The organism is Streptomyces bacillaris (assembly GCF_003268675.1).
GTDB classification, from domain to species: domain Bacteria; phylum Actinomycetota; class Actinomycetes; order Streptomycetales; family Streptomycetaceae; genus Streptomyces; species Streptomyces bacillaris.
This window is the reverse complement of record NZ_CP029378.1, coordinates 4495369-4521057: the sequence shown is the minus strand read 5'-3', so window position 1 is coordinate 4521057 and position 25689 is coordinate 4495369. Positions and strand designations below refer to the sequence as shown.

20 protein-coding genes and 1 rRNA gene are annotated in these 25689 nt (G+C 71.9%); 9 read left to right on the top strand and 12 right to left on the bottom strand.

Annotated features, from left to right (window positions below):
* Positions 1–155 precede the first annotated feature (155 nt).
* The 6 genes from DJ476_RS19625 to DJ476_RS19595 all read right to left on the bottom strand — a co-directional run bounded on the left by DJ476_RS19625 (position 156) and on the right by DJ476_RS19595 (position 6089).
* A 16S ribosomal RNA gene (locus DJ476_RS19625) occupies positions 156–1683 on the bottom strand.
* Between the two features lie 713 nt (positions 1684–2396).
* Positions 2397–3206 carry a pyrroline-5-carboxylate reductase gene (gene proC, locus DJ476_RS19615; RefSeq protein WP_019764577.1) on the bottom strand — a complete coding sequence of 270 codons (810 nt, stop codon included), beginning with the start codon at positions 3204–3206 and terminating at the stop codon, positions 2397–2399.
* A 109-nt stretch (positions 3207–3315) separates the two neighbouring features.
* Complete coding sequence (locus DJ476_RS19610) at positions 3316–4089, bottom strand: ABC transporter permease (protein ID WP_070203436.1); 774 nt, start codon at positions 4087–4089, stop codon at positions 3316–3318.
* Positions 4086–4892 (bottom strand): ABC transporter ATP-binding protein, encoded by an 807-nt coding sequence (locus DJ476_RS19605; protein ID WP_112491157.1) that lies wholly within the window; start codon positions 4890–4892, stop codon positions 4086–4088. The genes DJ476_RS19610 and DJ476_RS19605 overlap by 4 nt, the downstream gene beginning before the upstream one ends.
* Positions 4893–4986: 94 nt before the next feature.
* The gene (locus tag DJ476_RS19600) at positions 4987–5535 is read right to left on the bottom strand and encodes a hypothetical protein (RefSeq protein WP_112491156.1); all 549 of its coding nucleotides are present in this window, start codon (positions 5533–5535) and stop codon (positions 4987–4989) included.
* A gap of 194 nt (positions 5536–5729) precedes the next feature.
* Positions 5730–6089 (bottom strand): SH3 domain-containing protein, encoded by a 360-nt coding sequence (locus tag DJ476_RS19595; protein WP_103421629.1) that lies wholly within the window; start codon positions 6087–6089, stop codon positions 5730–5732.
* Between the two features lie 134 nt (positions 6090–6223).
* Between DJ476_RS19595 and DJ476_RS19590 the strand changes: the two genes are divergently transcribed.
* A complete protein-coding gene (locus tag DJ476_RS19590; protein WP_112491155.1) occupies positions 6224–8467 on the top strand; it encodes a protein kinase domain-containing protein in 2244 nt (747 codons plus the stop codon).
* A 434-nt stretch (positions 8468–8901) separates the two neighbouring features.
* Here the strand turns inward: DJ476_RS19590 and ilvD are convergent, their stop codons facing one another.
* From ilvD to DJ476_RS19570, 4 genes are all read right to left on the bottom strand, one after another.
* The gene (gene ilvD, locus DJ476_RS19585) at positions 8902–10752 is read right to left on the bottom strand and encodes a dihydroxy-acid dehydratase (protein ID WP_103421627.1); all 1851 of its coding nucleotides are present in this window, start codon (positions 10750–10752) and stop codon (positions 8902–8904) included.
* Between the two features lie 161 nt (positions 10753–10913).
* Positions 10914–11570 carry a TetR/AcrR family transcriptional regulator gene (locus tag DJ476_RS19580; protein WP_112492569.1) on the bottom strand — a complete coding sequence of 219 codons (657 nt, stop codon included), beginning with the start codon at positions 11568–11570 and terminating at the stop codon, positions 10914–10916.
* The gene (locus DJ476_RS19575; RefSeq protein WP_103421625.1) at positions 11527–12447 is read right to left on the bottom strand and encodes a sugar phosphate isomerase/epimerase family protein; all 921 of its coding nucleotides are present in this window, start codon (positions 12445–12447) and stop codon (positions 11527–11529) included. The genes DJ476_RS19580 and DJ476_RS19575 overlap by 44 nt, the downstream gene beginning before the upstream one ends.
* A gap of 257 nt (positions 12448–12704) precedes the next feature.
* Positions 12705–13655 carry a Ppx/GppA phosphatase family protein gene (locus DJ476_RS19570; protein ID WP_112491154.1) on the bottom strand — a complete coding sequence of 317 codons (951 nt, stop codon included), beginning with the start codon at positions 13653–13655 and terminating at the stop codon, positions 12705–12707.
* Between the two features lie 39 nt (positions 13656–13694).
* Here DJ476_RS19570 and DJ476_RS19565 point away from each other — a divergent pair, with 39 nt between their 5' ends.
* Positions 13695–14537 carry a hypothetical protein gene (locus tag DJ476_RS19565; protein WP_070203426.1) on the top strand — a complete coding sequence of 281 codons (843 nt, stop codon included), beginning with the start codon at positions 13695–13697 and terminating at the stop codon, positions 14535–14537.
* A 145-nt stretch (positions 14538–14682) separates the two neighbouring features.
* On the opposite strand, the gene DJ476_RS19560 is transcribed toward DJ476_RS19565, so the two are convergent.
* A complete protein-coding gene (locus DJ476_RS19560) occupies positions 14683–16629 on the bottom strand; it encodes a BACON domain-containing protein (RefSeq protein WP_112491153.1) in 1947 nt (648 codons plus the stop codon).
* Positions 16630–16869: 240 nt separating this feature from the next.
* Between DJ476_RS19560 and radA the strand changes: the two genes are divergently transcribed.
* The 3 genes from radA to DJ476_RS19545 all read left to right on the top strand — a co-directional run bounded on the left by radA (position 16870) and on the right by DJ476_RS19545 (position 21082).
* Entirely contained in the window at positions 16870–18291 is a 1422-nt protein-coding gene (gene radA / locus DJ476_RS19555; protein ID WP_112491152.1) for a DNA repair protein RadA, read from the top strand.
* 81 nt (positions 18292–18372) lie between these two features.
* Positions 18373–19497: a DNA integrity scanning diadenylate cyclase DisA gene (gene disA, locus DJ476_RS19550; RefSeq protein WP_028416141.1), complete on the top strand. Its 1125-nt coding sequence runs from the start codon at positions 18373–18375 to the stop codon at positions 19495–19497.
* A 493-nt stretch (positions 19498–19990) separates the two neighbouring features.
* On the top strand, positions 19991–21082 hold the full coding sequence (locus DJ476_RS19545) for an IS630 family transposase (RefSeq protein ID WP_112491151.1): 1092 nt from the start codon (positions 19991–19993) through the stop codon (positions 21080–21082).
* On the opposite strand, the gene DJ476_RS19540 is transcribed toward DJ476_RS19545, so the two are convergent.
* Entirely contained in the window at positions 21079–21915 is an 837-nt protein-coding gene (locus tag DJ476_RS19540) for a hypothetical protein (protein WP_208853585.1), read from the bottom strand. The two genes, DJ476_RS19545 and DJ476_RS19540, sit on opposite strands and share 4 nt — an antisense overlap.
* A gap of 242 nt (positions 21916–22157) precedes the next feature.
* Here DJ476_RS19540 and DJ476_RS19535 point away from each other — a divergent pair, with 242 nt between their 5' ends.
* From DJ476_RS19535 to cseB, 4 genes are all read left to right on the top strand, one after another.
* Positions 22158–23096, top strand: a complete 939-nt coding sequence (locus tag DJ476_RS19535; protein ID WP_070204512.1) for an HhH-GPD family protein — start codon at positions 22158–22160, stop codon at positions 23094–23096.
* 191 nt (positions 23097–23287) lie between these two features.
* Positions 23288–24055 (top strand): SigE family RNA polymerase sigma factor, encoded by a 768-nt coding sequence (locus DJ476_RS19530; protein ID WP_103421621.1) that lies wholly within the window; start codon positions 23288–23290, stop codon positions 24053–24055.
* A 173-nt stretch (positions 24056–24228) separates the two neighbouring features.
* Positions 24229–24879: a hypothetical protein gene (locus DJ476_RS19525; RefSeq protein WP_070204510.1), complete on the top strand. Its 651-nt coding sequence runs from the start codon at positions 24229–24231 to the stop codon at positions 24877–24879.
* An 18-nt stretch (positions 24880–24897) separates the two neighbouring features.
* Positions 24898–25611 carry a two-component system response regulator CseB gene (gene cseB / locus DJ476_RS19520; protein ID WP_018489324.1) on the top strand — a complete coding sequence of 238 codons (714 nt, stop codon included), beginning with the start codon at positions 24898–24900 and terminating at the stop codon, positions 25609–25611.
* Positions 25612–25689 lie beyond the last annotated feature (78 nt).

The following is a 25689-nucleotide window of genomic DNA, read 5'->3' as shown; positions in this document are numbered from 1 at the left end:
CAATCCCTCGTCCTCTGTGTTCCACGCCGAAGCAGTACTGACAGAAACCGATTGATCGTGCCGAATAGTCAACGTTCCACCCATGAGCTGACCACCGTCGAACATTTGCCGACGTAGTGGCTCTCGATTCCTTACGGAATCTAGATGCTCCTTAGAAAGGAGGTGATCCAGCCGCACCTTCCGGTACGGCTACCTTGTTACGACTTCGTCCCAATCGCCAGTCCCACCTTCGACAGCTCCCTCCCACAAGGGGTTGGGCCACCGGCTTCGGGTGTTACCGACTTTCGTGACGTGACGGGCGGTGTGTACAAGGCCCGGGAACGTATTCACCGCAGCAATGCTGATCTGCGATTACTAGCAACTCCGACTTCATGGGGTCGAGTTGCAGACCCCAATCCGAACTGAGACCGGCTTTTTGAGATTCGCTCCGCCTCACGGCATCGCAGCTCATTGTACCGGCCATTGTAGCACGTGTGCAGCCCAAGACATAAGGGGCATGATGACTTGACGTCGTCCCCACCTTCCTCCGAGTTGACCCCGGCAGTCTCCTGTGAGTCCCCATCACCCCGAAAGGCATGCTGGCAACACAGAACAAGGGTTGCGCTCGTTGCGGGACTTAACCCAACATCTCACGACACGAGCTGACGACAGCCATGCACCACCTGTATACCGACCACAAGGGGGGCACCATCTCTGATGCTTTCCGGTATATGTCAAGCCTTGGTAAGGTTCTTCGCGTTGCGTCGAATTAAGCCACATGCTCCGCTGCTTGTGCGGGCCCCCGTCAATTCCTTTGAGTTTTAGCCTTGCGGCCGTACTCCCCAGGCGGGGAACTTAATGCGTTAGCTGCGGCACCGACGACGTGGAATGTCGCCAACACCTAGTTCCCAACGTTTACGGCGTGGACTACCAGGGTATCTAATCCTGTTCGCTCCCCACGCTTTCGCTCCTCAGCGTCAGTAATGGCCCAGAGATCCGCCTTCGCCACCGGTGTTCCTCCTGATATCTGCGCATTTCACCGCTACACCAGGAATTCCGATCTCCCCTACCACACTCTAGCTAGCCCGTATCGAATGCAGACCCGGGGTTAAGCCCCGGGCTTTCACATCCGACGTGACAAGCCGCCTACGAGCTCTTTACGCCCAATAATTCCGGACAACGCTTGCGCCCTACGTATTACCGCGGCTGCTGGCACGTAGTTAGCCGGCGCTTCTTCTGCAGGTACCGTCACTTGCGCTTCTTCCCTGCTGAAAGAGGTTTACAACCCGAAGGCCGTCATCCCTCACGCGGCGTCGCTGCATCAGGCTTTCGCCCATTGTGCAATATTCCCCACTGCTGCCTCCCGTAGGAGTCTGGGCCGTGTCTCAGTCCCAGTGTGGCCGGTCGCCCTCTCAGGCCGGCTACCCGTCGTCGCCTTGGTAGGCCATTACCCCACCAACAAGCTGATAGGCCGCGGGCTCATCCTTCACCGCCGGAGCTTTCAACCCCGTTCCATGCGGAACAGAGTATTATCCGGTATTAGACCCCGTTTCCAGGGCTTGTCCCAGAGTGAAGGGCAGATTGCCCACGTGTTACTCACCCGTTCGCCACTAATCCACCACCGAAGCGGCTTCATCGTTCGACTTGCATGTGTTAAGCACGCCGCCAGCGTTCGTCCTGAGCCAGGATCAAACTCTCCGTGAATGTTTACCCGTAATCGGGTGCACACATCACGAGAGCGGAACAACAAGGTCGGAATAAGACCCGTCGTTCACAGCGTCCTCGCTGTGTATTGCCTACCGCCGCACATAGCGACCGTAGGACTTTTCAAAGGAACCACCAACCTGCCGAAGCAGGCCGGGGTATCAACATATCTGGCGTTGACTTTTGGCACGCTGTTGAGTTCTCAAGGAACGGACGCTTCCTTCGGTCCCGTATCACCGGGCCCCTCCGGGCGCTTCCCTTCATTCACTTCTTTTGTGTCTTGTCTGTCTTGCGTTTCCGACTCTATCAGACGCTTTCCAGTGTCTGATCCCGGTCGAAGCGGGTCCTGCTACTCGCTTTCCGGGGTTCTTCGCTTTCGCGCTTTTCCCTTTCCGGCGAGTCCGACTCTATCAGATCCTTTCGGGCCTGACTCCCAGTCAGTGGGGCTTGTCCTCCCGGCCGTTGGGCCGTTCCGACGAGTGAGACTTTAGCGGAATCCTGCTCCCCGACGCTAATCGGGGTGCGTCCCTTCGAACGCGGATTCCTCATTTCGCGAATGCGCACGAAAAAGCAGGCGACACGGAGTCGCAAGCTGATCGTGGTTACTGCGGAATGGCTGTCCGGGGACCGACCGGGGTCGGCGCTCACGTCGGACAACTCGGAGCACATTACGGTTCCGGCCGGGGTGTGTCAACCCCCGGCCGGGGCGGGGGTCAGCCGTTGCCGGAGGCCAGTTCGCGGCTGCGGTCGCGGGCGGCTTCGAGGGCGGCGATGAGGGCGGCCCGTACGCCGTGGTTCTCCAGCTCGCGGATGGCGCTGATCGTGGTGCCGGCGGGGCTGGTGACGGCCTCGCGGAGCTTGACCGGGTGCTCGCCGCTGTCGCGGAGCATCACGGCGGCGCCGATCGCGGCCTGGACGATGAGGTCGTGGGCCTGGGCGCGGGGCAGGCCGAGCAGGATGCCCGCGTCGGTCATGGCCTCGACCAGGAAGTAGAAGTAGGCGGGGCCCGAGCCGGAGAGGGCGGTGGCCGCGTCCTGCTGGGACTCCGGGACGCGCAGGGTCTTTCCGACGCCGCCGAAGATCTCCTCGGTGGTGGTGAGGTGAGCGCCGGTGGCGTGGCTGCCGGCCGAGATGACGGACATGCCCTCGTCCACGAGGACCGGGGTGTTGGGCATGACCCGGACGACCGGGGTGCCCGTGGTGAGCCGCTCCTCGATGAACGTGGTGGTGATACCGGCGGCGGCGCTGATCACCAGGCGGTCGGTGCCGACGTGCGGGGCCAGCTCGTCGAGGAGCTTCCCCATGTCCTGCGGCTTCACCGCCAGGATGAGGATGTCCGCGGCCTTCGCCGCCTCGGCGTTGCCGACCGACTCGACTCCGTACCGCGTGCGCAGCTCCTCGGCGCGGTCACTGCGGCGGGTGGTCACCAGGAGGTCGGCCGGTCGCCAGCCCGCCCGGATCATGCCGCTGAGGAGGGCCTCCCCGATCTTTCCGGTACCGAGGACTGCGACTGTCTGGGTCATGTGTTCACCCTCCGGGCGGTGCTGGGGCCGTGGTGCGTCGGATGCGCGGCCGTCGTCTTGCCGTTCGCCGTCATCCTCGCACCGGGGTCCCCGGGTGTGCGGAGGCGTCTCACGGGGTGCGGCGGCGGAGCGTGACCGCGCCCAGGCAGAGGACCAGGAGCGCGCTTCCGGCCACGACCGCGATGTCCCGGAGGAAGGCGCCGGTGAGGTCGGAGTGGCGCACGACCTGGTCCATGCCGTCGACGGCGTACGACATGGGCAGGACGTTCGAGATCGCCTCCAGCACCGGGTGCATCCGGTCGCGCGGGACGAACAGGCCGCAGAGCAGGAGCTGCGGGAAGATCACCGCCGGCATGAACTGGACCGCCTGGAACTCCGATGCGGCGAACGCCGAGACGAAGAGGCCGAGCGCGGTGCCGAGCAGGGCGTCGAGCAGTGCGACCAGCAGGAGCAGCCACGGTGAGCCGGTCACGTCCAGGCCGAGCAGCCAGACCGAGACGGCGGTGGCCAGGACGGACTGGACGACCGCGACCGCGCCGAACGCGAGGGCGTACCCGGCGATCAGGTCGCCCTTGCCGAGCGGGAGGGCGAGGAGGCGCTCCAAGGTGCCCGAGGTGCGTTCGCGCAGGGTGGCGATCGAGGTCACCAGGAACATCGTGATCAGCGGGAAGATGCCGAGGAGCGAGGCGCCGATCGAGTCGAACGTCCCGGGTGCGCCGTCGAAGACGTACCGGAGCAGCGTGATCATCAGGACCGGGACGAGCAGCAGCAGGGCGATGGTGCGCGGGTCGTGGTGGAGCTGGCGCAGGACCCTGGCCGCTGTCGCCGCCGTACGGGCGAAGGAGAGGGGGAGGGGGCTGGTGGCGGTCGCCGTCGCCTTCATGGCCGCGGCTCCTTCCCTTGAGTGGCTGCCGCCTCGTCGACCAGGTGGAGGAAGGCCGCCTCCACCGTCTCCGTGCCGGTGCGGGTGCGGAGTGCCTCGGGGGTGTCCTCGGCGAGGATGCGGCCCTCGCGCATCAGGAGGAGGCGGTGGCAGCGTTCGGCCTCGTCCATGACGTGCGACGAGATGAGGAGGGTGGCGCCCCGGTCGGCGGCCAGGCGGTGGAAGAGGTCCCACAGGTCGCGGCGGAGTACGGGGTCCAGGCCGACCGTCGGTTCGTCCAGGACCAGCAGGTCGGGGGTGGAGAGCAGGGCCACCGCCAGCGAGACCCGGCTGCGCTGGCCGCCGGAGAGCGCACCGGCCGGGGCGTCGGCGTGGCTCGTGAGGTCGACGTCCTCGATGGCGCGGGTGACGGCGGTGCGGCAGGTCTCCCGGTGGGCGCGGCCGGGGTGGAGGACGGCCGCGAAGTAGTCGAGGTTCTGCCGGACGGTGAGGTCCGTGTAGACGGAGGGCGCCTGGGTGACGTACCCGATGCGGGGGCGCAGGGGCGGGGCTCCGGCGGGGTGGCCGAGGACGGTGAGTGTGCCCGTCACCTTGGCCTGGGTGCCGGCGACCGCCCGCATCAGGGTCGTCTTTCCGCAGCCCGAGGGGCCGAGGAGGCCGGTGATCGTGCCGGGTTCGAGGGTGAAGTCGAGGCCGCGCAGGACCGTGCGGTCGCCTCGTACGACGGTGAGGCCCCGGGCCTCGATGGCGGGAGGCGGGGGTTGCGGGGGTGGGTGTGTTCCACCGGAGTCGTAATTCATCATGTGATGAATTACAGACCCGATGAGCCCGCTCGTCAAGGGGGCGCGGTGGTGTGGGGCGGGTGATGTGGGGTGCTGCGGTCGGTGGCGGGTGCGGTCAGCGGCGCTTGGGGCGCTTGCGGGCCGCCGGGTTGCCGGTGCGGGTCGCGCGGCGCTTCTCGAACTGCGTACGGGCGCTCTCGTACTCCGCGCGGTGCAGCTTCTCGCCCGGGGCCTCGATGAGCGAGCGGAAGAAGTAGGCGAGCAGCGAGCCGATGAAGCCGATCGACTTCAGGCCGCGCAGGCTGTCCTCGCGGGCCGGGTCCTTCGGGCGCGCGCCGAAGGACTCCCAGGTCTTGCGGAACGCGATGGCGCTGCAGACCGCGAACATCACGATCACCAGCATCCCCACAATGCTGTCGACCTCGGCGATCGCCAGGCCCTGGTAGGCGAAGCGCAGGGCGAGGCAGCTGCCCACGGCGGCGGCGAGCGAACCGGCCGCGACGCCGACGCGGCGGAGCCCGTAACCGCCGTCGTGGTCGACCCAGGTCGTGCCGAAGAAGCGGATCGGCTCGGGCTGCGGGCCGGGGGGTGTGGGGGCACCGCCGCCGGAGCCGGTCGCTGCGGCGGCGGGCGGGGTTCCGGGTGCTTCGCTGTTCTCGCTCACGGGGTCGATTATCCCCGGGCGGGGTGCGAGGTGGCGGAGCGTGGGACGTCGGGCGGCGGGCTGGGGCCGGGGTGTGTTTCGGTGGCCCGGGGGCTGATGTGGTCCGGTGCGGACCGGTGGTCCCGTGGTCCGGTGCGGCCCGCCCGGGCCGGTGGGCCGGTGGGCCGGTGGGCCCATCCGGTCCGGCGGTTCCTTCAGTCGCAGCGGGGGGCCACGTATCCGTCGCTGCCGGTGTAGACGTACGTGTCCGAGATGAACTGGCCGTTGGCGATGTTGCACCAGAGGTTCGACGTGCCGTACGGGCCGGTGACCCGCTCGCCCGGCTTCTGGCAGTAGATCGGGACCTTCATGCCGAGCGGGAGCGTGCGCACGATCCGGTAGTTGGTGCCGGGGCCGGAGCGGACGTTGACCCGGTAGCCGGGGGCGATCGGGTACTTGTGCAGCGAGGCGGTCGCCGCGGCTGCGGTCGTGGCCCCGGCCGTGGTGGTCGCCGCTTCGGGTGCCTCCGCGGCTCTCTCCGCCGGCGGTTCGATGGTCTGCTCGTCAGCGCCCATGAGGGCCTCCCCCGTCGAGAAACGATGCGTACGAAGCCGTACGACGCGCAGGCTAACAAGCCCCGCGCCACTCGCACGCACCATCGACTAGGCTCCGTGCGTCGCGCTTGCGCATCACAACACGGGGGTGGGCGATGCCGCCGCTGCCAGGGACCGGAGCGCATCCGGAAGCGGAATTTCCGGAATACGCGGGTACCTACCGCCTTGAGGCATGTCTCGGCTCGGGCGGCATGGGCGTCGTCCATCTGGCGCGCTCCGCCTCCGGGCTCCAGCTCGCGGTGAAGGTGGTGCACCGGCCGTATGCGGCGGACCCCGAGTTCAGGGCCCGGTTCCGGCAGGAGGTGGCGGCCGCGCGGCGGGTGAGCGGGGCGTTCACCGCCCCGGTCGTGGACGCCGACCCGGACGCCGGACGGCCCTGGATGGCCACCCTGTACGTCCCCGGGCCGACTCTCGCCGAGCAGGTCAAGCGGAACGGGCCGCTGGCCCCCGCCGAGCTGCGCAGGCTGACCGCAGGACTGGCCGAGGCGCTGCGGGACATCCACCGCGCGGGCGTCATCCACCGCGACCTCAAGCCGAGCAACGTGCTGCTCTCCGACGCGGGCCCGAAGGTCATCGACTTCGGCATCTCCCGCCCGTACGACAGCGATCTGCGCACCGAGACCGGCAAGCTGATCGGCTCGCCGCCCTACATGGCGCCCGAGCAGTTCCAGCGGCCGCGTGAGGTGGGGCCGGCCGCCGATGTGTTCGCGCTGGGGGCGGTGCTCGTCCATGCGGCGACGGGGCGGGGGCCGTTCGACTCGGACAGCCCGTACATCGTGGCGTACCAGGTGGTGCACGACGAGGCGGATCTGAGCGGGGTGCCGGAGGACCTCGCGGAGCTGGTCGGGCGGTGCCTGGCGAAGGACCCGGCCGCGCGGCCGACGCCGGACGAGGTGATGGCGGAGCTGCGGCCGCCGTCGTACGAGGCCGCCGCGTTCATACCGGCTCAGCGGCGGGCGGCGGCGGTCACGGCGACTGCCGTGGCGGGCGGTGAGCGGGAGGGGGCCGAGGACGCCACGCATGTACGCGAGGGCGGGGTTCCGGCACGGCGGTGGGGGCGTGGGCGTTCACGTGGGCGGCTGGTGGTGGCCGCCGCGCTGCTCCTGCTGGTGGCGGGCGTCGGCGCCGGGGGGTTCGCGCTGTGGGGCGGCGGCGGCGGTGGGGCCGCGGAGGCTCCGGGGCGCATGACGGAGGGGAAGGGGAGGGCTACGGAGTCGGGTGCGGCGGAGGCGTTCTCGCCGTGGAGCACCGTGCTGCGGACCTCCGGGAACGCCACCCCCGTCTGTTCCTCCGCCGGGGTCGGTGCGGCCCTGTACTGCGCGGTGGACGGGACCGGGACCGTACGGATCGACCCCGCCGACGGGCGGGTGCTCTGGTCGGACCGGAACACCGCCCTCCGCGATGCCTCGGCGCCCGTCGTCTCGGGCGGGGTGGTGCTCTCGGCGGGGCCGGACGGGAAGCTGCGCGCGTACGACCCGGTCAAGGGCACACCGGTCCGGGAGACCGGGCTCTCCGCGAGCCCCGGGTCCGCCTTCGCCGCCGGTTCCACGCTGCTGGTCGTCGCGGACGACGGCACGGTGACGGCGCTGGACGGCGGCAGCGGGACCGAGCGGTGGGAGCGGGCGCTGGCCGGGCACACCCGGCCGGACTTCGGGCTGTACGACGAGGCCTCCGGTCTCGCGTACGCCGTCGAGCACGCGGCGAGCGGTGGCTCCACCCTGGTCACCGCCGTGGACGCGACGAGCGGCCGGGTCGCGTGGCAGCGGCGGCTGGACGGGATGCTGACCCCGGTCTCCACCGCCGGGGCCGGGGAGCTGGTGCTCACGGCGATGAACCGGGACGCGGAGACCGTCGCGCTGGTGCGGTACGCGCCGGGGAAGCGGGAGGCCACCCGGATCGCGCTGCCCTTCCGGATGGACGAGCCGCAGGTGGCGATGGCCGGGGACGCGGCGTATCTGCTGGGCCGGGGCGGGTCGCTGCTGGCGGTGGATACGGGGGCGGGAGCGGGAGCCGGGGCCGGTGGGAAGGCTCCCGGCGGGGCGGGCGCTTCCGGCGGGGCCGGGGAGTTGTGGCGGCTGGAGACCGGGGTGGGGCGGGGGTCCGCGCCGGTGCTCGGGGAGGGCGGGCACCTGTACTTCTCCGCCTCGGACGGGCGGCTGCTGGCCGTGGACACCGGCCGGGGGGCGGTGGTGGGGCAGACCCGGGCGCGGCTGAGCGGAGGGAAGCTGACGTACGCCTCCGACCTGCCCGCCCCGGTGACGGCGGGGCGGACGGTCGTGGGGACGGCGCCGGACGGGTCGGTCTTCGCGGTGGACGGGCTGGTGCCGGAGGGTTGGTGAGGGGGCGCCCTTGGCGCCGAGTCTCCCGGGGGGGCGGGTCTGGGGGCTGCCTCCGCCGGGTCCGGGGCTCGGGCCCGGGTTCACGCCGGGCCCAGTCTGGTTGCCCCCGGGGCTCCGCCCCGGACCCCGCTCCTCAAACGCCGGAGGGGCTGAACATGCGGGCCCAGCCGCCGGGAGTGGCAGGAAGGCAAGCGCTCCGGGGGCTGCGAAGCCGACCCGGCCGCCGACGAGGCGGAGAGCGAGCGCCGGAGAAGCCGGACGGGGAACCGCGCCGGATGGGCTGGGGAAAACAGCGCACGGAGCGCGGGAGGCAGGCGGCCCAGGAGACCGGAAGACCGTCCGGAGAGCCCCCGGGGAACCCGGATCCGGGGCCGCCGGCGGACCAGAGCGGTGGTGGCCCGGAGGGGGAGCCGGGAGCGGCTCCCCCCACCTGGTCAGCCCAGCTTCGTGACGTCCCTGACCGCGCCTCGGTCCGCGCTCGTCGCCATCGCCGCGTACGCGCGCAGGGCGGCCGAGACCTTGCGTTCGCGGGACTTGGGGGCGTACACGCCGTCGAGGGCGGTGCGGCGGGTGGCGAGTTCGGCGTCGTCGACCAGGAGCTCGATGGAGCGGTTGGGGATGTCGATGCGGATGCGGTCGCCGTTCTCGACGAGGGCGATCGTGCCGCCGGAGGCCGCCTCGGGCGAGGCGTGGCCGATGGAGAGGCCCGACGTACCGCCGGAGAAGCGGCCGTCGGTGACCAGGGCGCAGACCTTGCCCAGACCCCGGCCCTTGAGGAAGGACGTCGGGTAGAGCATCTCCTGCATGCCGGGGCCGCCGCGCGGACCCTCGTAACGGATGACGACGACGTCGCCCGCGGTGATCTCCTTGCGGAGGATCTTGTCGACGGCCTCGTCCTGGGACTCGCAGACGACGGCCGGGCCCTCGAAGGTCCAGATCGACTCGTCGACGCCGGCCGTCTTCACGACGCAGCCGTCCTCGGCCAGGTTGCCCTTGAGGACGGCGAGGCCGCCGTCCTTGGAGTAGGCGTGCTCGACGTCGCGGATGCAGCCGCCCGCCGCGTCCAGGTCGAGGGTGTCCCACCGCTCGGACTGGGAGAAGGCAGTGGCCGAGCGGACGCAGCCGGGGGCCGCGTGCCACAGCTCGACGGCCTCGGCGGACGGGGAGCCGCCGCGCACGTCCCAGTTCTTCAGCCACTCGGCGAGGGTGTCGGAGTGCACGGAGCGGACGTCCTCGTTGAGGAGGCCGCCGCGGTGCAGTTCGCCCAGGAGGGCGGGGATGCCACCGGCGCGGTGGACGTCCTCCATGTAGTACGTCCCGCCGGGGGCGACGTTCGGGGCGACCTTGGAGAGGCACGGGACGCGGCGCGAGACGGCGTCGATGTCGGCCAGGTCGTAGGCCAGCTCGGCCTCCTGGGCGGCGGCCAGCAGGTGGAGGATCGTGTTGGTGGAACCGCCCATGGCGATGTCCAGCGCCATGGCGTTGTCGAACGCGGCGCGGGTGCCGATGGCGCGGGGCAGGACCGTCTCGTCGTCCTGCTCGTAGTAGCGCTTGGTGATCTCGACGACCGTGCGGCCCGCGTTCTCGTACAGCGCCTTGCGGGCGGTGTGGGTGGCGAGGACCGAGCCGTTGCCGGGGAGGGAGAGGCCGAGGGCCTCGGTCAGGCAGTTCATCGAGTTGGCGGTGAACATGCCGGAACAGCTGCCGCAGGTGGGGCAGGCGTTCTCCTCGATGCGGAGGATGTCCTCGTCGGAGATGGTCTCGTCGACCGCGTCGCTGATCGCGTTGACCAGGTCGAGTTTTCGCACGGTGCCGTCGACGAGGGTGGCCTTGCCGGCCTCCATCGGGCCGCCGGAGACGAAGACGGTGGGGATGTTGAGGCGCATGGCGGCCATCAGCATGCCCGGGGTGATCTTGTCGCAGTTGGAGATGCAGATCAGCGCGTCCGCGCAGTGCGCCTCGACCATGTACTCGACGGAATCGGCGATCAGGTCGCGCGAGGGCAGGCTGTAGAGCATGCCGCCGTGGCCCATCGCGATGCCGTCGTCCACGGCGATGGTGTTGAACTCGCGCGGGACCGCGCCCGCCGCCTGGATCGCCTCGGAGACGATCCGGCCGACCGGGGCGAGGTGGGTGTGGCCGGGGACGAACTCGGTGAAGGAGTTGGCGACCGCGATGATCGGCTTGCCGATGTCCGCGCTCGCTACGCCCGACGCGCGCATAAGGGCGCGCGCGCCCGCCATGTTGCGTCCGTGGGTGACCGTGCGGGACCTCAGCTGGGGCATCGTCGCTCGCTCCTTCGGCAGGGGGACTGCCTCCGACAGTTAAAGAAAAGGCTGCCTTCGAGCGTACGCCCCGGATCCAAGATCTGGACAGGCTGTCCGGAATACGGGACGCGATGGTCGGTGGGTGGTCGCCGGGCCCGGACGGGCGGGGGTACGCGGGATCAGGCCTCGCCCAAGTATCGCTGGAGCGTCGGCGCCACCATCGCCACGATCTCCTCCGGCTCCGCCGAGGCGAGCGGCTCGGCACGGACCACGTACCGCAGCATCGCGATGCCCAGCATCTGCGAGGCGGCCAGCTCGGCACGGAGGGTGGGGTCCGGTACATCCAGCTCGGCCGCGATCCGCTCCAGCAGCCGCCGCAGCACGAAGTCCCGCAGCACGTTCGCCGCCGCCTCGTGCGTGACCGCCGACCGCAGGATCGCCAGCAGGGGCGTACGGGTGCCGGGGTCCTCCCACACGGAGAGGAAGAAGCGCGCCAGCCGCTCCCCCAGCGCCTCCGGCGGGCCGCCCACCACGGCGGGGAGGACCAGGGCCGGTTCGAAGGTCAGCTCGACGGCGGCGGCGAAGACCTCGTCCTTCGTACCGAAGTAGTGGTGGACGAGGGCCGCGTCCACCCCGGCGGCCTTGCCGATGCCCCGGATCGACGTCTTGTCGTAGCCGCGCTCCGCGAACTCCGTACGGGCCGCCCGCAGGATGCGCGTACGGGTGTCGGGGCCGTCGGCGGCGGCCTTGCGGGAGGGGCGGCCCCGGCGGCGGGGGCGGGTGCGTCGTCGGTCACGGGCGGCGGGTGCCGGGGCCGGGGGCCGGGTCGGAGGCAGCCTGGTCGGAGGCGGCAGCCGGGTCGGGAGCGGCCGGGTCGGAGGCGGCCGGGTTCGGGGCTGCCGGAGCGATAGGCGTCGTCGTGGACGTGGCCAGGTGGAGGCGGGTGAAGGCCAGGGCCTCCGCGAGGTCGGCCTCGCGTTCGGCGGAGGACATCGCGCGGCGGGTGTTGACCTCGATGACGACATGCCCGTCGAACGACGTACGGGCCAGCCGCTCCAGCAGCTCCGCGCACGGCTGGTCGCCCCGGCCGGGCACCAGGTGCTCGTCCTTGGCCGAGCCCCGGCCGTCGGCGAGGTGGATGTGGGCGAGCCGGTCGCCCATCCGCTCCACCATGGCGAGCGCCTCGGTGCGGGCGGTCGCGGTGTGCGAGAGGTCGACCGTGAAGTGGCGGTAGTCGTCGTTGGTGACGTCCCAGTCGGGGGCGTACGCGAGCATCTCGCGGTCCCGGTAGCGCCACGGGTACATGTTCTCGACGGCGAACCGGACGTCCGTCTCGTCGGCCATCCGCCAGATCCCGTTCACGAACTCCCGGGCGTAGTTGCGCTGCCACCGGAACGGCGGGTGCACCACGACCGTGGAGGCGCCCAGCTTCTCGGCCGCCGCCCGGGCCCGCTGGAGCTTGACCCACGGGTCGGTGGACCAGACCCGCTGGGTGATCAGGAGGCAGGGGGCGTGGACCGCCAGGATCGGGACCTGGTGGTAGTCGGAGAGCCGGCGCAGGGCCTCGATGTCCTGGCTGACGGGGTCGGTCCAGACCATGACCTCGACGCCGTCGTACCCCAGACGCGCGGCGATCTCGAAGGCCGTCGCGGTGGACTCGGGGTAGACCGAGGCCGTTGACAGGGCGACCTTCGCATCGGGGATGCGCACCACTGGTTCTGCCACCTGGACAGCGTACGGGCACCGGTGCGCGGGGCGGAGGGGCCCTGGCGGAAAGTGATCAGGGCCATGGGGCGGTGACCGTACGTCACCGGTGAGCGGCGTCCCGTACCGCCGTACGCGGCCCGCTACCGCCGTACGCCGGCCGGGCGGTGCCGCCGCCCGCTACCACCACCCCGTACGGCAGCCAGGCAGCGCGGCCCACTCCCGCCGTGTGTCCCCCGGGCAGTACCGCCCGCTCCCGCCGTACGTCACCCCGGCAGCGCGGCCCGCTCCACCGGGAGGTGGTCCAGGCGGCGCAGGATGACACCCTCGCGCAGGGCCCAGGGGCAGATCTCCAGCTCCTCCACCCCGAACAGGTCCATCGCGCCCTCCGCCACCAGCGCCCCCGCCAGCAGCTGTGCGGCCCGGCCCTCGGAGACGCCGGGCAGCCGACCGCGCTCCTCCACCGTCATCGCGGCCAGCTTCGGCACCCACTCCTCCAGGGCCCGGCGGCTCAGCGACCGCTGCACGTAGAGGCCCTCGGTGGAGCGGGCGGCACCGGCGATCCGGGCGAGCTGCTTGAACGTCTTGGAGGTGGCGACCACATGGTCCGGGCGGCCGGAACGGCTGAACACGCCCACCGTCCGCGCGATGGTGGCCCGCACATGCCGGCGCAGCGCCCGGACCTGTTCGGGGTCGGCCGGGTCGTCCGGCAGCCAGGCGCCGGTGAGACGGCCCGCGCCGAGCGGCAGGGAGACGGCGGTGTCCGGCTCCTCGTCGATCCCGAAGGCGATCTCCAGCGAACCGCCCCCGATGTCCAGGACCAGCAGCTTCCCCGCCGACCAGCCGAACCAGCGGCGGGCGGCCAGGAAGGTGAGCCGCGCCTCCTCCTCGCCGCTCAGGACGGCGAGGTCGACCCCGGTCTCGACCCGTACGCGCTCCAGGACCTCGTCCGCGTTGGACGCCTCGCGCACGGCGGAGGTGGCGAACGGCAGCACGTCCTCGCACCCCTTGTCCTCGGCGGCCTGGATCGCGTCGGAGATCGTCGAGACGAGCCGGTCCACACCGAGCGGGCCGATCGCGCCACCCTCGTCGAGCAGTTCGGCGAGCCGCAGCTCCGCCTTGTGCGAGTGTGCGGGCAGCGGGCGGGCGCCGGGGTGGGCGTCGACCACCAGCAGATGAACCGTGTTCGATCCCACGTCGAGGACTCCGAGTCTCATACGGGAACGCTACTGCGCCGCGCGACTTACTCTGGGCGCGTGCCAAAGACGAAAAAGGCTAAGCAGGACAAAGCCACGAAGAAGCAGAAGTCGAACAAGCAGGCAGCACGGCCGGAGGCGAACGGACCCGATCCGTCCGACGAGAAGGGCCTCGACTTCGCGCGGGCCTGGGTGGAGTTCCCCGACCCGGGCGACGACGAGCAGGTCTTCCGCTGCGATCTGACCTGGCTCACCTCCCGCTGGACCTGCATCTTCGGCAGCGGCTGCCAGGGCATCCAGGCGGGCCGCGCCGACGACGGCTGCTGCACGCTGGGCGCGCACTTCTCCGACGAGGACGACGAGAAGCGGGTCGCGGAGCACGTGGCACGGCTCACCCCGGAGCTGTGGCAGTTCCACGACGTCGGTACGGAGACGGGCTGGGTCGGCGTCGACGAGGACGGCGAACGCCAGACGCGCCGCTGGGAGGGGTCCTGCATCTTCCAGAACCGGCCCGGCTTCGCCGCCGGAGCGGGCTGCTCGCTGCACATCCTGGCGCTGCGGGAGGGCAAGGAGCCGCTGGAGACCAAGCCGGACGTCTGCTGGCAGCTGCCGGTACGGCGTACGTACGACTGGATCGACCGGCCCGACGACACCCGGGTGCTCCAGGTGACGATCGGGGAGTACGACCGCCGGGGCTGGGGCCCGGGCGGCCATGACCTGCACTGGTGGTGCACCTCGGCCACCTCCGCGCACGGGGCCGGGGAGCCGGTGTACGTCTCCTACCGGCCGGAGCTGATCGAGCTGATGGGCAAGGAGGGGTACGACCGGCTCGTCGAGCTGTGCGAGGAGCGGCTGGCCTCGCTGCTGCCGATGGCCCCGCATCCGGCGGACCCGAAGATCTGAGGCAGCGGGCTAAGGCGCTTCAGGGCGCCGTCAGCCCGCCGCCGGGCTCTCTCAGGCCGCGCCAGGCCGTCGTCCTCAGGCCGTCGCCAAGCCTTCTCAGGCCTTCTCAGGCCGTCGTGCTCAGGCCGTCGTCAGTCCGTCGATGTCAGTCCGTCGGGGGCGGGTCGCTCGGGGCCGGGTCCGTCGGGGGCGGGTCCGTGGGGTCCGGGCCGGGCGGGTCGGTGGGATCGGTCGGCGTCGGGTCGGTGGGGGTCGGGTCCGTGGGGCCGGGGTCGGTGGGGCCCGGCCCCGGGTCCGTCGGGCCGGGGTCGGTCGGGCCCGGATCCGTGGGGCTCGGGCCGGGACCCGGCCCCGGGCCTGGGCCTGGGCCTGGGCCCGGATCGGTCGGGCCGGGGTCGGTCGGGTGCGGGTCCGTGGGGCTCGGGCCGGGGCCCGGGCGCGTGGGGTCGGTGGTGGTGGGCGGGGCGGTCGTGCCCCGGCCCTCGATGATCACGGCGGAGCCCGAGGGGTTCAGCGCGATCCGGGCCCGCCACGGGCCGCGCGGGGCCGCCGCGTGGTCGACGGCGACCGTGACGGTGGTGGACCGCCCGGCCGCGAGCGTGCCCGCCGTACGGCTGAGGCGCAGCCACCGTGCGTCGGTGGCGGCCGTCCAGTCGACCGGGCCGTGGGCGGACGCGGTCAGCGTGATCGTCGTGAGCGCGCCGGAGGTCCGGGCCGTGACGGTCAGGCGGCCCGCGCTCTCCCGGTCGCCGCCGACGCTGACGACCTCGGCCGTGACGTCCGGGGAGTGGACCCCGCGCCGGTCGCCGGGGCGGGCGCTGCCCGCCTTCTCGTAGGCCGATCCCGGGTCGTCGGTCCGCTCGCCCGCGCCTTCGATCTCGGTGGCGGTGACCTTGGAGCCGTCGTGGCCCTCGCCGGTGAGCGGGGCGCCCCGGTAGGCGGCCCACAGGGCGATCACGGGGGCGGCGACCACGGTGGCGACCACCGTCGTCGTCACGACCCGGGCGCGCAGCCGGTCGCGGCGGGCGGCGTCGTCCTTGGGGTCGAGCGGGAAGCCGGTACGCCCGAAGCGCGGGTGGCCCGCACGGGAGCGGCGGGCCTGGGCCAGGGCGACGTGGACCGAGGGGCGCGGGGCCTCGACGAGCGGCAGGCGGGCGGTGACCGGGGCGACGGTGGCCCCGGGCCAGGGCCCTGCGGCGTCGACGCGTTCGGCGGCGCGGCGGCAGCGGGGGCAGTCGTCGACGTGCCGGACCAGTTCGCGGCGGAGTGTGGCGGAGAGGAGCACCCGGTGGTCGCCGGTGAGCCGGGCGACGGTGGGACAGCCGGCGGTCTCCACGACGGTGAGCGCGGCCCGGGTGCGCTCGACCTCGCAGGCCGCGGCGGCGAGCAGCTCGCGGGCGGCGGCCGGTTCCAGGCCGAGCACGGAGGCGACGGCGCGCGGGGTGAGCCGGTGGCGTACGGCCAGTTCGAGCGCTTCACGCTGCTCCGGGGTGGTACCGGCGGCCTCGGGCCAGGCGAGGGTGGCCAGCTCCCGGCGGCGCGCCTCGGCGGCCGGGGACTCGGCGGGGGCAGGGGTGATGGCGTCCTCGGGGACGGCGTGCGGGCCGGTCCGGGTGGGGTGGGGGGCGGTCCCGGCGGCGATGGAGGTGGCGGCGGAGATGTCGGTGGCGGCGGTGGAGCTGGTGCCTCCGGGGGCACTGGTGGTACCGGGGGCGGGGGCTGTCGGTGGGCGCCGGGCGGGGGTCGCGTTGCCGGCCGCTGCCGACGGCCTGCGGTGGGCCTGGCGGCCGCGCCTGCGCTCGGTGAGGGTACGCAGACAGATCCAGCGGGCCAGGGCGTAGAGCCAGGATGTACGTTCCTCCTCGCCCTCGGGGCACCGGGCCTCGTGCCGCTCCGCCACCGCCAGGACCGCGCCGAGGGCCTCGGTCGCCGCGTCGTGGTCGCAGAGCACGGAGAGGCAGTAGGTGAAGAGTCCGTCGAGATACGGCTCGTAACGTGCGGCCGGGCGCTGGGCCGAGGCGTGCGGTGCTCGCCGGTGCGCCCGGTGTGCGCCGGTGGTGTGCGTGGAGGTCTGCAGCCTGCTGCTCGTCACCCGGCGACCGTAGGCAGAGGGGTACGCCCCCTTGGCGCCCCTTGAGCACATTTAATCCTTACGGGTGAACGAATCCCTCGAAAGGGGACGGGGACCGCGCATTCCGCCCCCGGTGCTTCCGTGCGCCCTCTGTGCGGAAAGCCCCCGCGCCCCCGCGCTCCGCCCGGGTTCCCGCCCTGTGCGCCCCCGTTCCCGCCGTGTGCGCGCGGCGCTGTCAGACCCCACCGATACGGTGACGCCATGGCTGCCCGTACGAAATCCGCGAAGGACCGGCCGTCCTACCGCTGCACCGAATGCGGCTGGACCACCGCCAAATGGCTCGGCCGTTGCCCCGAATGCCAGGCCTGGGGGACGGTCGAGGAGTTCGGCGGCGCCCCCGCCGTGCGCACGACCGCGGCCGGGCGGGTCTCCACCGCCGCGCTGCCGATCGGCCAGGTCGACAGCCGTACGGCCACGGCGCGCTCGACCGGCGTCGGGGAGCTGGACCGGGTGCTCGGCGGCGGGCTGGTGCCGGGGGCCGTCGTGCTGCTGGCCGGTGAGCCGGGCGTCGGCAAGTCGACGCTGCTGCTGGACGTGGCGGCCAAGGCGGCGAGCGACGACCACCGCACGCTCTATGTGACCGCCGAGGAGTCCGCCAGCCAGGTCCGGCTGCGGGCCGACCGGATCCGGGCGATCAGCGACCACCTCTACCTCGCGGCGGAGACCGATCTCTCGGCGGTGCTCGCGCATCTGGACGAGGTCAAGCCCTCGCTGCTCGTCCTGGACTCGGTGCAGACGGTCGCCTCGCCCGAGATCGACGGCGCGCCCGGCGGGATGGCCCAGGTCCGGGAAGTGGCCGGGGCGCTGATCCGGGCCTCCAAGGAGCGCGGGATGGCCACGCTGCTCGTCGGCCATGTCACCAAGGACGGCGCGATCGCCGGGCCCCGGCTGCTGGAGCACCTGGTGGACGTGGTGCTCTCCTTCGAGGGCGACCGGCACGCCCGGCTCCGCCTGGTGCGCGGCGTCAAGAACCGTTACGGGGCGACCGACGAGGTCGGCTGCTTCGAGCTGCACGACGAGGGCATCACCGGCCTCGCCGACCCCTCGGGCCTCTTCCTGACCCGGCGCGACGTCGCCGTCCCGGGCACCTGCCTCACGGTGACGCTGGAGGGCAAGCGGCCCCTTGTCGCGGAGGTCCAGGCGCTCACGGTCGACTCCCAGATCCCCTCGCCCCGGCGCACCACCTCCGGTCTGGAGACCTCCCGGGTCTCGATGATGCTCGCCGTGCTGGAGCAGCGCGGCCGGATCAGCGCGCTCGGCAAGCGGGACATCTACAGCGCGACGGTCGGCGGGGTGAAGCTCACCGAGCCCGCCGCCGACCTCGCGATCGCGCTGGCGCTGGCCAGCGCCGCCAGTGACACCCCGCTGCCGAAGAACCTGGTCGCGATCGGTGAGGTGGGGCTCGCGGGCGAGGTCAGAAGGGTCACCGGGGTGCAGCGGCGGCTGGCCGAGGCCCACCGCCTCGGCTTCACCCACGCCCTGGTGCCGACCGACCCGGGACGGGTTCCTTCGGGTATGAAGGTCACAGAAGTCGCCGACATGGGGGATGCTCTGCGGGTCCTCCCGCGCCGGTCTCGTCAGGAGGCGCCGCAGCCTCGTCAGGAAGACAACGCGCGCCGGTAGACTTTGCCCTGGTCTCGCCCGCCCGTGGACACGGCATGGGGGACGCAAGGGCACCGCAAACCTGTTGACCGGAGGAGTGCAGTGGCAGCCAACGACCGGGCGGCAGCGCCCGGAAAGTCCGGCCAAGGCACCGGCAACGAAGCGCTGATGCGCGCCTCGTTGAGCGCGGTCGCGCCCGGAATGGCCCTGCGGGACGGCCTGGAGCGCATTCTCCGCGGCAACACCGGCGGGCTGATCGTCCTCGGCATGGACAAGACCGTCGAGTCGATGTGTACCGGCGGGTTCGTGCTGGACGTGGAGTTCACCGCGACCCGGCTGCGGGAGCTGTGCAAGCTCGACGGGGCGCTGATCCTCGACAAGGACATCACCAAGATCCTGCGGGCCGGGGTGCAGCTGGTCCCGGACGCCTCGATCCCCACGGAGGAGACGGGCACCCGGCACCGTACGGCGGACCGGGTCTCCAAGGCGTGCGGCTTCCCCGTCGTCTCGGTCTCCCAGTCGATGCGGCTGATCGCGCTGTACGTGGACGGGGAGCGGCGGGTCCTGGAGGAGTCCTCCGCGATCCTCTCCCGGGCCAACCAGGCGCTCGCCACGCTGGAGCGGTACAAGCTCCGCCTCGACGAGGTGGCCGGCACGCTCTCCGCGCTGGAGATCGAGGACCTGGTCACCGTCCGGGACGTGACGGCGGTGGCGCAGCGGCTGGAGATGGTGCGGCGGATCGCCACCGAGATCGCGGAGTACGTGGTCGAGCTCGGCACCGACGGCCGGCTCCTCTCACTCCAGCTGGACGAGCTGATCGCGGGCGTGGAGCCGGAGCGGGAGCTGGTGGTCCGGGACTATGTGCCCGAGCCGACGGCGAAACGGTCGCGCACGGTGGCGGAGGCGCTGACGGAGCTGGACTCGCTGAGCCACACGGAGCTGCTGGAGCTGCCGGTGGTGGCGCGGGCGCTGGGGTACAGCGGCTCGCCGGAGACGCTGGACTCGGCGGTCTCGCCGCGGGGCTTCCGGCTGCTGGCGAAGGTGCCGAGGCTGCCGGGGGCGATCATCGAGCGGCTGGTGGAGCACTTCGGGGGCCTGCAGAAGCTGCTGGCCGCCAGCGTGGACGACCTCCAGACCGTGGACGGCGTCGGCGAGGCGCGGGCGCGCAGCGTGCGGGAGGGGCTCTCGCGGCTGGCGGAGTCGTCGATCCTGGAACGGTACGTCTGAGCCGGCCGCACCCTGTCCAGCCCGTCCGGCGTTTGAGGACGGAAGCCTCGGCCAGGGTGGGCGGTACGCGTCCGGGTCACCCGGGCCCGTGAGGGCGACGCCCGCCCACGTACAGGGTTCCGTCCTCAAACGCCGGACAGGCTGAGTTTCCCCGGCTCACCCGGGCCCGCGCAGGCAACGCCCATCCCAGTGCACGGTTCCGTCCTCAAGCGCCGGACAGGCTGGGGGGTGGTGCGGACGGGCTGGGAGTGGTGGGCCCGTAAGTGCGGCTAGGGCGTGTGTCGAAAGTAGCGTCGTCTGCCCGAAGGGCAGGCCCGGCGGTGTCCGGTGCGTGCGATCGCAAGGCGGAGGGTCGCCCCGATACTGGATGTATCGGGGTGATCCCGACAACGCCGCGAGCGTGCGTGCCGGGCACCGCCGGGCAGGCGGGACTTTCGACACACGCCCTAGTCTTCTGAGTTAGGAATTCTGTTCAGATGTATAGGCTTGGCCTGTGGCGCGTACTGGGCGGCCGAAGGCCGAGTTGATCCTGTCGGGTGAGGAACGGGCCGCGCTCGAAGGGTGGGTGCGGCGTCGGTCCACGCCGCAGGCGTGGGCCTTGCGCTGTCGGATCATCCTGGCCTGCGCGGAGGGCGCTTCGAATAAGGACGTTGCTGTCCGGCTCGGCTCGACGCCGCATGCGGTGGGCCGGTGGCGTGCGCGTTTTGTCGAGCACCGGATCGCCGGCCTGGGCGACATGCCCCGCTCGGGCGGTCCCCGGACGGTGACCGACGAGCGGGTGGCCGCATTGGTCACCAAGACGCTGGAGTCGGCGCCGAAGAACGCGACCCACTGGTCGACGCGGTCGATGGCGAAGGAACTGGGCCTGTCGCAGTCGACCGTATCGCGGGTCTGGCGGGCGTTCGGCCTGCAGCCGCACCGCTCGGAAACGTTCAAGCTGTCGACGGATCCGTACTTCGTCGACAAGGTCCACGACGTCGTCGGCCTCTATCTGGACCCGCCCGAGCGGGCCCTGGTCTTCTGCGTCGACAAGAAGTCGCAGATCCAGGCCCTGGACCGCTCTCAGCCGGTGCTGCCGATGATGCCCAAAGTGCCGCAACGCGTCACGCACGACTACGTCCGTGCCGGCACCACCACCCTGTTCGCCGCACTCGAGGTCGCCACCGGCAAGGTCATCGGTTCCCTGCACCGCCGCCACCGCGCCGAGGAGTTCAAGAAGTTCCTCATCAAGCTCGACCGGGAAGTGCCGGACGGCCTCGAGGTCCACCTGGTGCTGGACAACTACGCCACCCACAAGACCCCGGCCATCAAGACCTGGCTGCTGGCCCACCCCCGGTTCCACCTGCACTTCACACCGACCGGGTCGTCCTGGCTCAACCTGGTGGAGCGATGGTTCGCCGAGCTGACGAACAAACAGATACGGCGAGGCGTCCACAAGACCGTCCAGGCCCTGGAGAAGGACATCCGGACCTGGATCGCAGCCTGGAACACCGACCCCAGGCCCTATATCTGGACCAAGACCGCGGACGAGATCCTCGAACGCCTCGCCTCATATCTGAACAGAATTCCTGACTCAGGAGACTAGTCCTTCTTCAGGACGAACGACGCCCGGCGGAGCGGGGTGTCCGGGGCCTTCGCCTCCAGGAGGTACGTGCCGGGGGCGGCCTTGCCGGGGGGCGGGGTGGCGCAGTTGGGCGCGGAGCGGGCGCGGTTCCAGTCCACCGTGTGCACGATCGTCGCACCGGCCGGGACCTGGAAGAAGAGCGGGCCCGGGGCCGCCGGGCAGTCCTTCGAGGACCAGATCACGTCGTCGTTCTCCTCACCGGCCTCGGTGACCGTCAGCACCACGTTCTTCGGGCCGAGGTCGGTCTTGCAGGCCGCCGACGAGGTGTTGCGGGCGATGATCTCGAACTTGGGCCGGTCGTCGGGGCCGTAACTGACCTTCGTGCGCAGGGTCAACTCCAGCGCGCCCGGCTTGCATTCGGGGAGCGGGGAGTTGGCCGGGACCTGTCGGCCGGCCGTGGAGCCGCCGGAGCCCGTACCGCCGCCACCCGCACCGGCCGCGTCCGCGCCGCCTGTTGACGTACCGTCGGATCCGGAGCCGTCCTCCGAGCCCGCGCCGGACGTGTCGCCGTCGCCGCCGCCGGAACCGCCCGAGCCCTCGGAACCCTCCGAGCCCTCCGACTCGTCGCGCCCGCCCGGCCGTTGGGTGATCTTCGGCCCGGAGCTGCCGGGGCCGGGAGTGATCGACTCGACCGGGTCGGAGCCGCCGGGCTTGCCGTCGTCCTTGGTGCCGCCGCCGTTGACGGAGGTGACGGCCCAGGCGATCAGCGCCGCGAGCAGCACAACCAGAAGCCCCGCTACCGCCCTTCGGCGCCAGTAGATGCTGGAGGGAAGCGGACCGACCGGATTGCGCATAGATCCCACGGGCCAAACTCTACGAGAGATCGAAGCCGTCTCGACCCCCACCCGCCGCTCCGGTCACAGTTTTTGCCGATCATCATCGAGTTCTGCCGATGATCATCACGGTGGCCGGTCGCGGGGCCCCGGTCCCAGGGGACAGAACGGGTGGCGTTCCCGCCTCTCGGGGCAGCCGCGCGGGCCGACACCCCCGCACCCGTGACGCCCGTCCCCGCTTCCGTGCCAGGATCGTCAGTGCCATGACTGCCATGACTTCGACTTCCCCCCAGACGCCCCGTTCGCCCCAGGGGCCGCAGACGCCCACCGCCGACTCTCTCCACACCCCCGTCATCGGGTGGTTCGAGCAGCATGCCCGCGATCTCCCCTGGCGCCGCCCCGAGGCGGGTGCCTGGGGGGTGATGGTCAGCGAGTTCATGCTGCAGCAGACCCCGGTGAGCCGGGTCCTCCCGGTCTACGAACAGTGGCTGGCCCGCTGGCCCCGCCCCGCCGACCTGGCCGCCGAGGCGCCCGGGGAGGCGGTCCGCGCCTGGGGCCGGCTCGGCTACCCGCGCCGCGCGCTGCGGCTGCACGGGGCTGCGCAGGCGATAACGGAACGGCACGGCGGTGACGTACCGAGCGAGCACGCCCAGCTGCTGGCGCTGCCCGGGATCGGGGAGTACACGGCGGCGGCCGTGGCCTCGTTCGCGTACGGGCAGCGGCACGCGGTGCTCGACACCAACGTCCGCCGGGTGTTCGCCCGCGCCGCCAACGGCATCCAGTACCCGCCGAACGCGACCACCGCCGCCGAGCGCAAGCTCGCCCGGGCCCTGCTGCCGGAGACGGACGAGCGGGCGGCGAAGTGGGCGGCGGCCACCATGGAGCTGGGCGCGCTCGTGTGCACCGCCCGCAACGAGAGCTGCGAGCGCTGCCCGATCTCCGCGCAGTGCGCCTGGCGGCTGGCCGGGAAGCCCGCGCACGAGGGGCCGCCGCGCAAGGGCCAGACGTACGCGGGGACCGACCGGCAGGTGCGCGGGCGGCTGCTCGCGGTGTTGCGGGACGCGCTCACCCCCGTCCCCCAGGCCGCGCTGGACGCGGTGTGGGACGAGCCGGTGCAGCGGGCCCGGGCGCTGGACGGGCTGGTCGCGGACGGGCTGGTCGAGCCGCTGGCGGACGGCCGGTACCGGCTGCCGCTGACCTGAGGCCCACGGCCCCGGGGCACGCGAGCCCGGCCTGACCCAAACGAAAGGCCCGTACCCCGCCCGGCGCTGTTACACAACCGATGGACAGCCGTGCATCCGCCTACGGCTGCTCCGCACAGCCTCGTGACAACGCCTCCGTAGCGTCTCCGACAGCAGTACACGGGGATCCAACGGGGACGGAGGCGGTTGTCATGGCGCAGGGCGAGGTGCTCGCATTCGAGGACTACGTACGCACACGGCAGGAGGCGCTGCTGCGGAGCGCACGGCGTCTGGTCCCCGACCCCGTCGACGCACAGGACCTGCTCCAGACCGCCCTGGTGCGGACGTACGGCCGCTGGGACGGCATCGCCGACAAGTCCCTGGCCGACGCCTATCTGCGCCGCGTCATGATCAACACCCGTACGGAGTGGTGGCGGGCGCGCAAACTGGACGAGGTGCCCACCGAGCAGCTGCCCGACGCGAGCGTCGACGACGGCAGCGAGCAGCGCGCCGACCGGGCCCTGCTGATGGACATCCTCGGGATCCTGGCTCCGAAGCAGCGCAGCGTCGTCGTGCTGCGACACTGGGAGCAGATGAGTACGGAGGAGACGGCGGCGGCGCTCGGCATGTCGGCCGGCACGGTCAAGAGCACGCTGCACCGGGCGCTGGCCCGGCTGCGGCAGGAGCTGGAGAGCCGTGAGCTGACCAGCCGCGAGGCGGTCGCCCGCGAGCACGGGCGGCGGACCGGGGGGCACCCGGAGACCGCCGGCCGGACCGGGAACCACCGGGAGGCCATGAGCCGTCCCGGTAGTCATCGGGGCGCGGCGCCCGTCACCCCTTCCGGCCGGGTCCCGGCCCAGCGGTCGAAGGCCTCCGCCGTCCCGGCGTCGGTCACCTCCGTGACGGCGGCGCGGGCCAACACACCGGCGCTCCACGGCGGGCGTCACGACGAGCGGGGGCGGGAGCGGTGCGCGGCCTGACAGCCAGCAGCGACGGCAGCGGCGGAACCGGCGGAGACCGCAGGGCGACCCGAAGCGGAACCGGAGCCGGTACGGGCCTCAAGGGCAACGGCGACGGTGACGGCGGCGGGACGAGCGCCGACGACGGGAGCGCCCCCGGCAGACCCCGACAGAACCGTGGGTTCCGGGCAGGTATGGCGGCGAGTGGTACGGCCCTGGCCGGACTCGCCGCCTTCGGGCTGTTCTGCGTCGGCTGCGCCACCGGCGGCACCGGCACCCGCGACGAGGGCCCCGCCGGCAGTCAGCCCGTCGCCCAGGTCTCCCCCCGGTCCACCCCCTCCGGCACCGCCCCGGCGGTCCGGCGGGTCGACGTCGTACGGCTCCTCAAGGCCGACCCCAAGGTGGGCAAGGAGGTCCGGGATGTCCTGGAGCCCTGCGCCGGTGAGGCCTACCCGGTCGACACCTCCTACGGCTCCATGACCGGCGGCCGGTCCGCCGACGTCCTGGTCAACGTGATGAGCTGCGCCGACGCGGTGGGGATCGGGACGTATGTCTACCGGGCCCGCGAGGACGGCTCGTACGAGAACGTCTTCATGGTCGAGGTCCCCGCCGTCTACGGCACCATCGACCGCGGCGACCTGGTGGTGACGACCCAGGTCTACCGGGCCGAGGACCCGGTGACCAACCCGTCCGGCTCCGAGGTGGTCACCTACCGTTGGACCGACGAGCGCTTCACCGAGCACGACCGGGTGCACAACGACTTCAGCCCTCCCGTCGACGAGACGGACGGCGACCTGCCTCTGCAGTCGGAGCCGGGCGAGCGGCCCGAACCGAGCGGGAACTGAAAGCGAGACCCAACCCCCATGGCCGAGACCCACGTCCTCTTCGTCGAGGACGACGACGTCATCCGTGAGGCCACCCAGCTCGCCCTGGAGCGGGTCGGCTTCACGGTCACCGCGATGCCCGACGGGCTCCAGGGCCTGGAGGCCTTCCGGGCCGACCGGCCGGACATCGCCCTGCTCGACGTGATGGTGCCGGGGCTCGACGGGGTGAGCCTCTGCCGCCGCATCCGGGACGAGTCGACCGTGCCCGTGATCATGCTCTCCGCGCGGGCCGACTCCATCGACGTGGTGCTCGGCCTGGAGGCCGGGGCCGACGACTACGTCACCAAGCCCTTCGACGGCGCGGTCCTGGTCGCCCGCATCCGGGCCGTGCTGCGCCGCTTCGGCCACGCGGCCGGGCCGGAGGGGACGGGCCAGGGCGGTACGGAAGGGGAGGCCGAGGGGCTGGCCGGGGTGCTGGTCTTCGGTGACCTGGAGGTCGACACGGAGGGCATGGAGGTGCGGCGCGGCGGCGAGCAGGTGGCCCTGACGCCCACCGAGATGCGGCTGCTGCTGGAGTTCTCCGCCGCGCCCGGCACCGTACTCTCCCGCGACAAGCTCCTGGAGCGGGTCTGGGACTACGGCTGGGGCGGGGACACCCGGGTCGTGGACGTCCACGTCCAGCGGCTGCGCACGAAGATCGGCCAGGACCGGATCGAGACGGTCCGCGGCTTCGGCTACAAGCTGCGCGGATGAGACGGGCGACGCGGATGGGACGGGCGGCGCAGGTGGGACGGGCTGAGGGAACGGAACGGGCTGCGGGAACGGAACGGG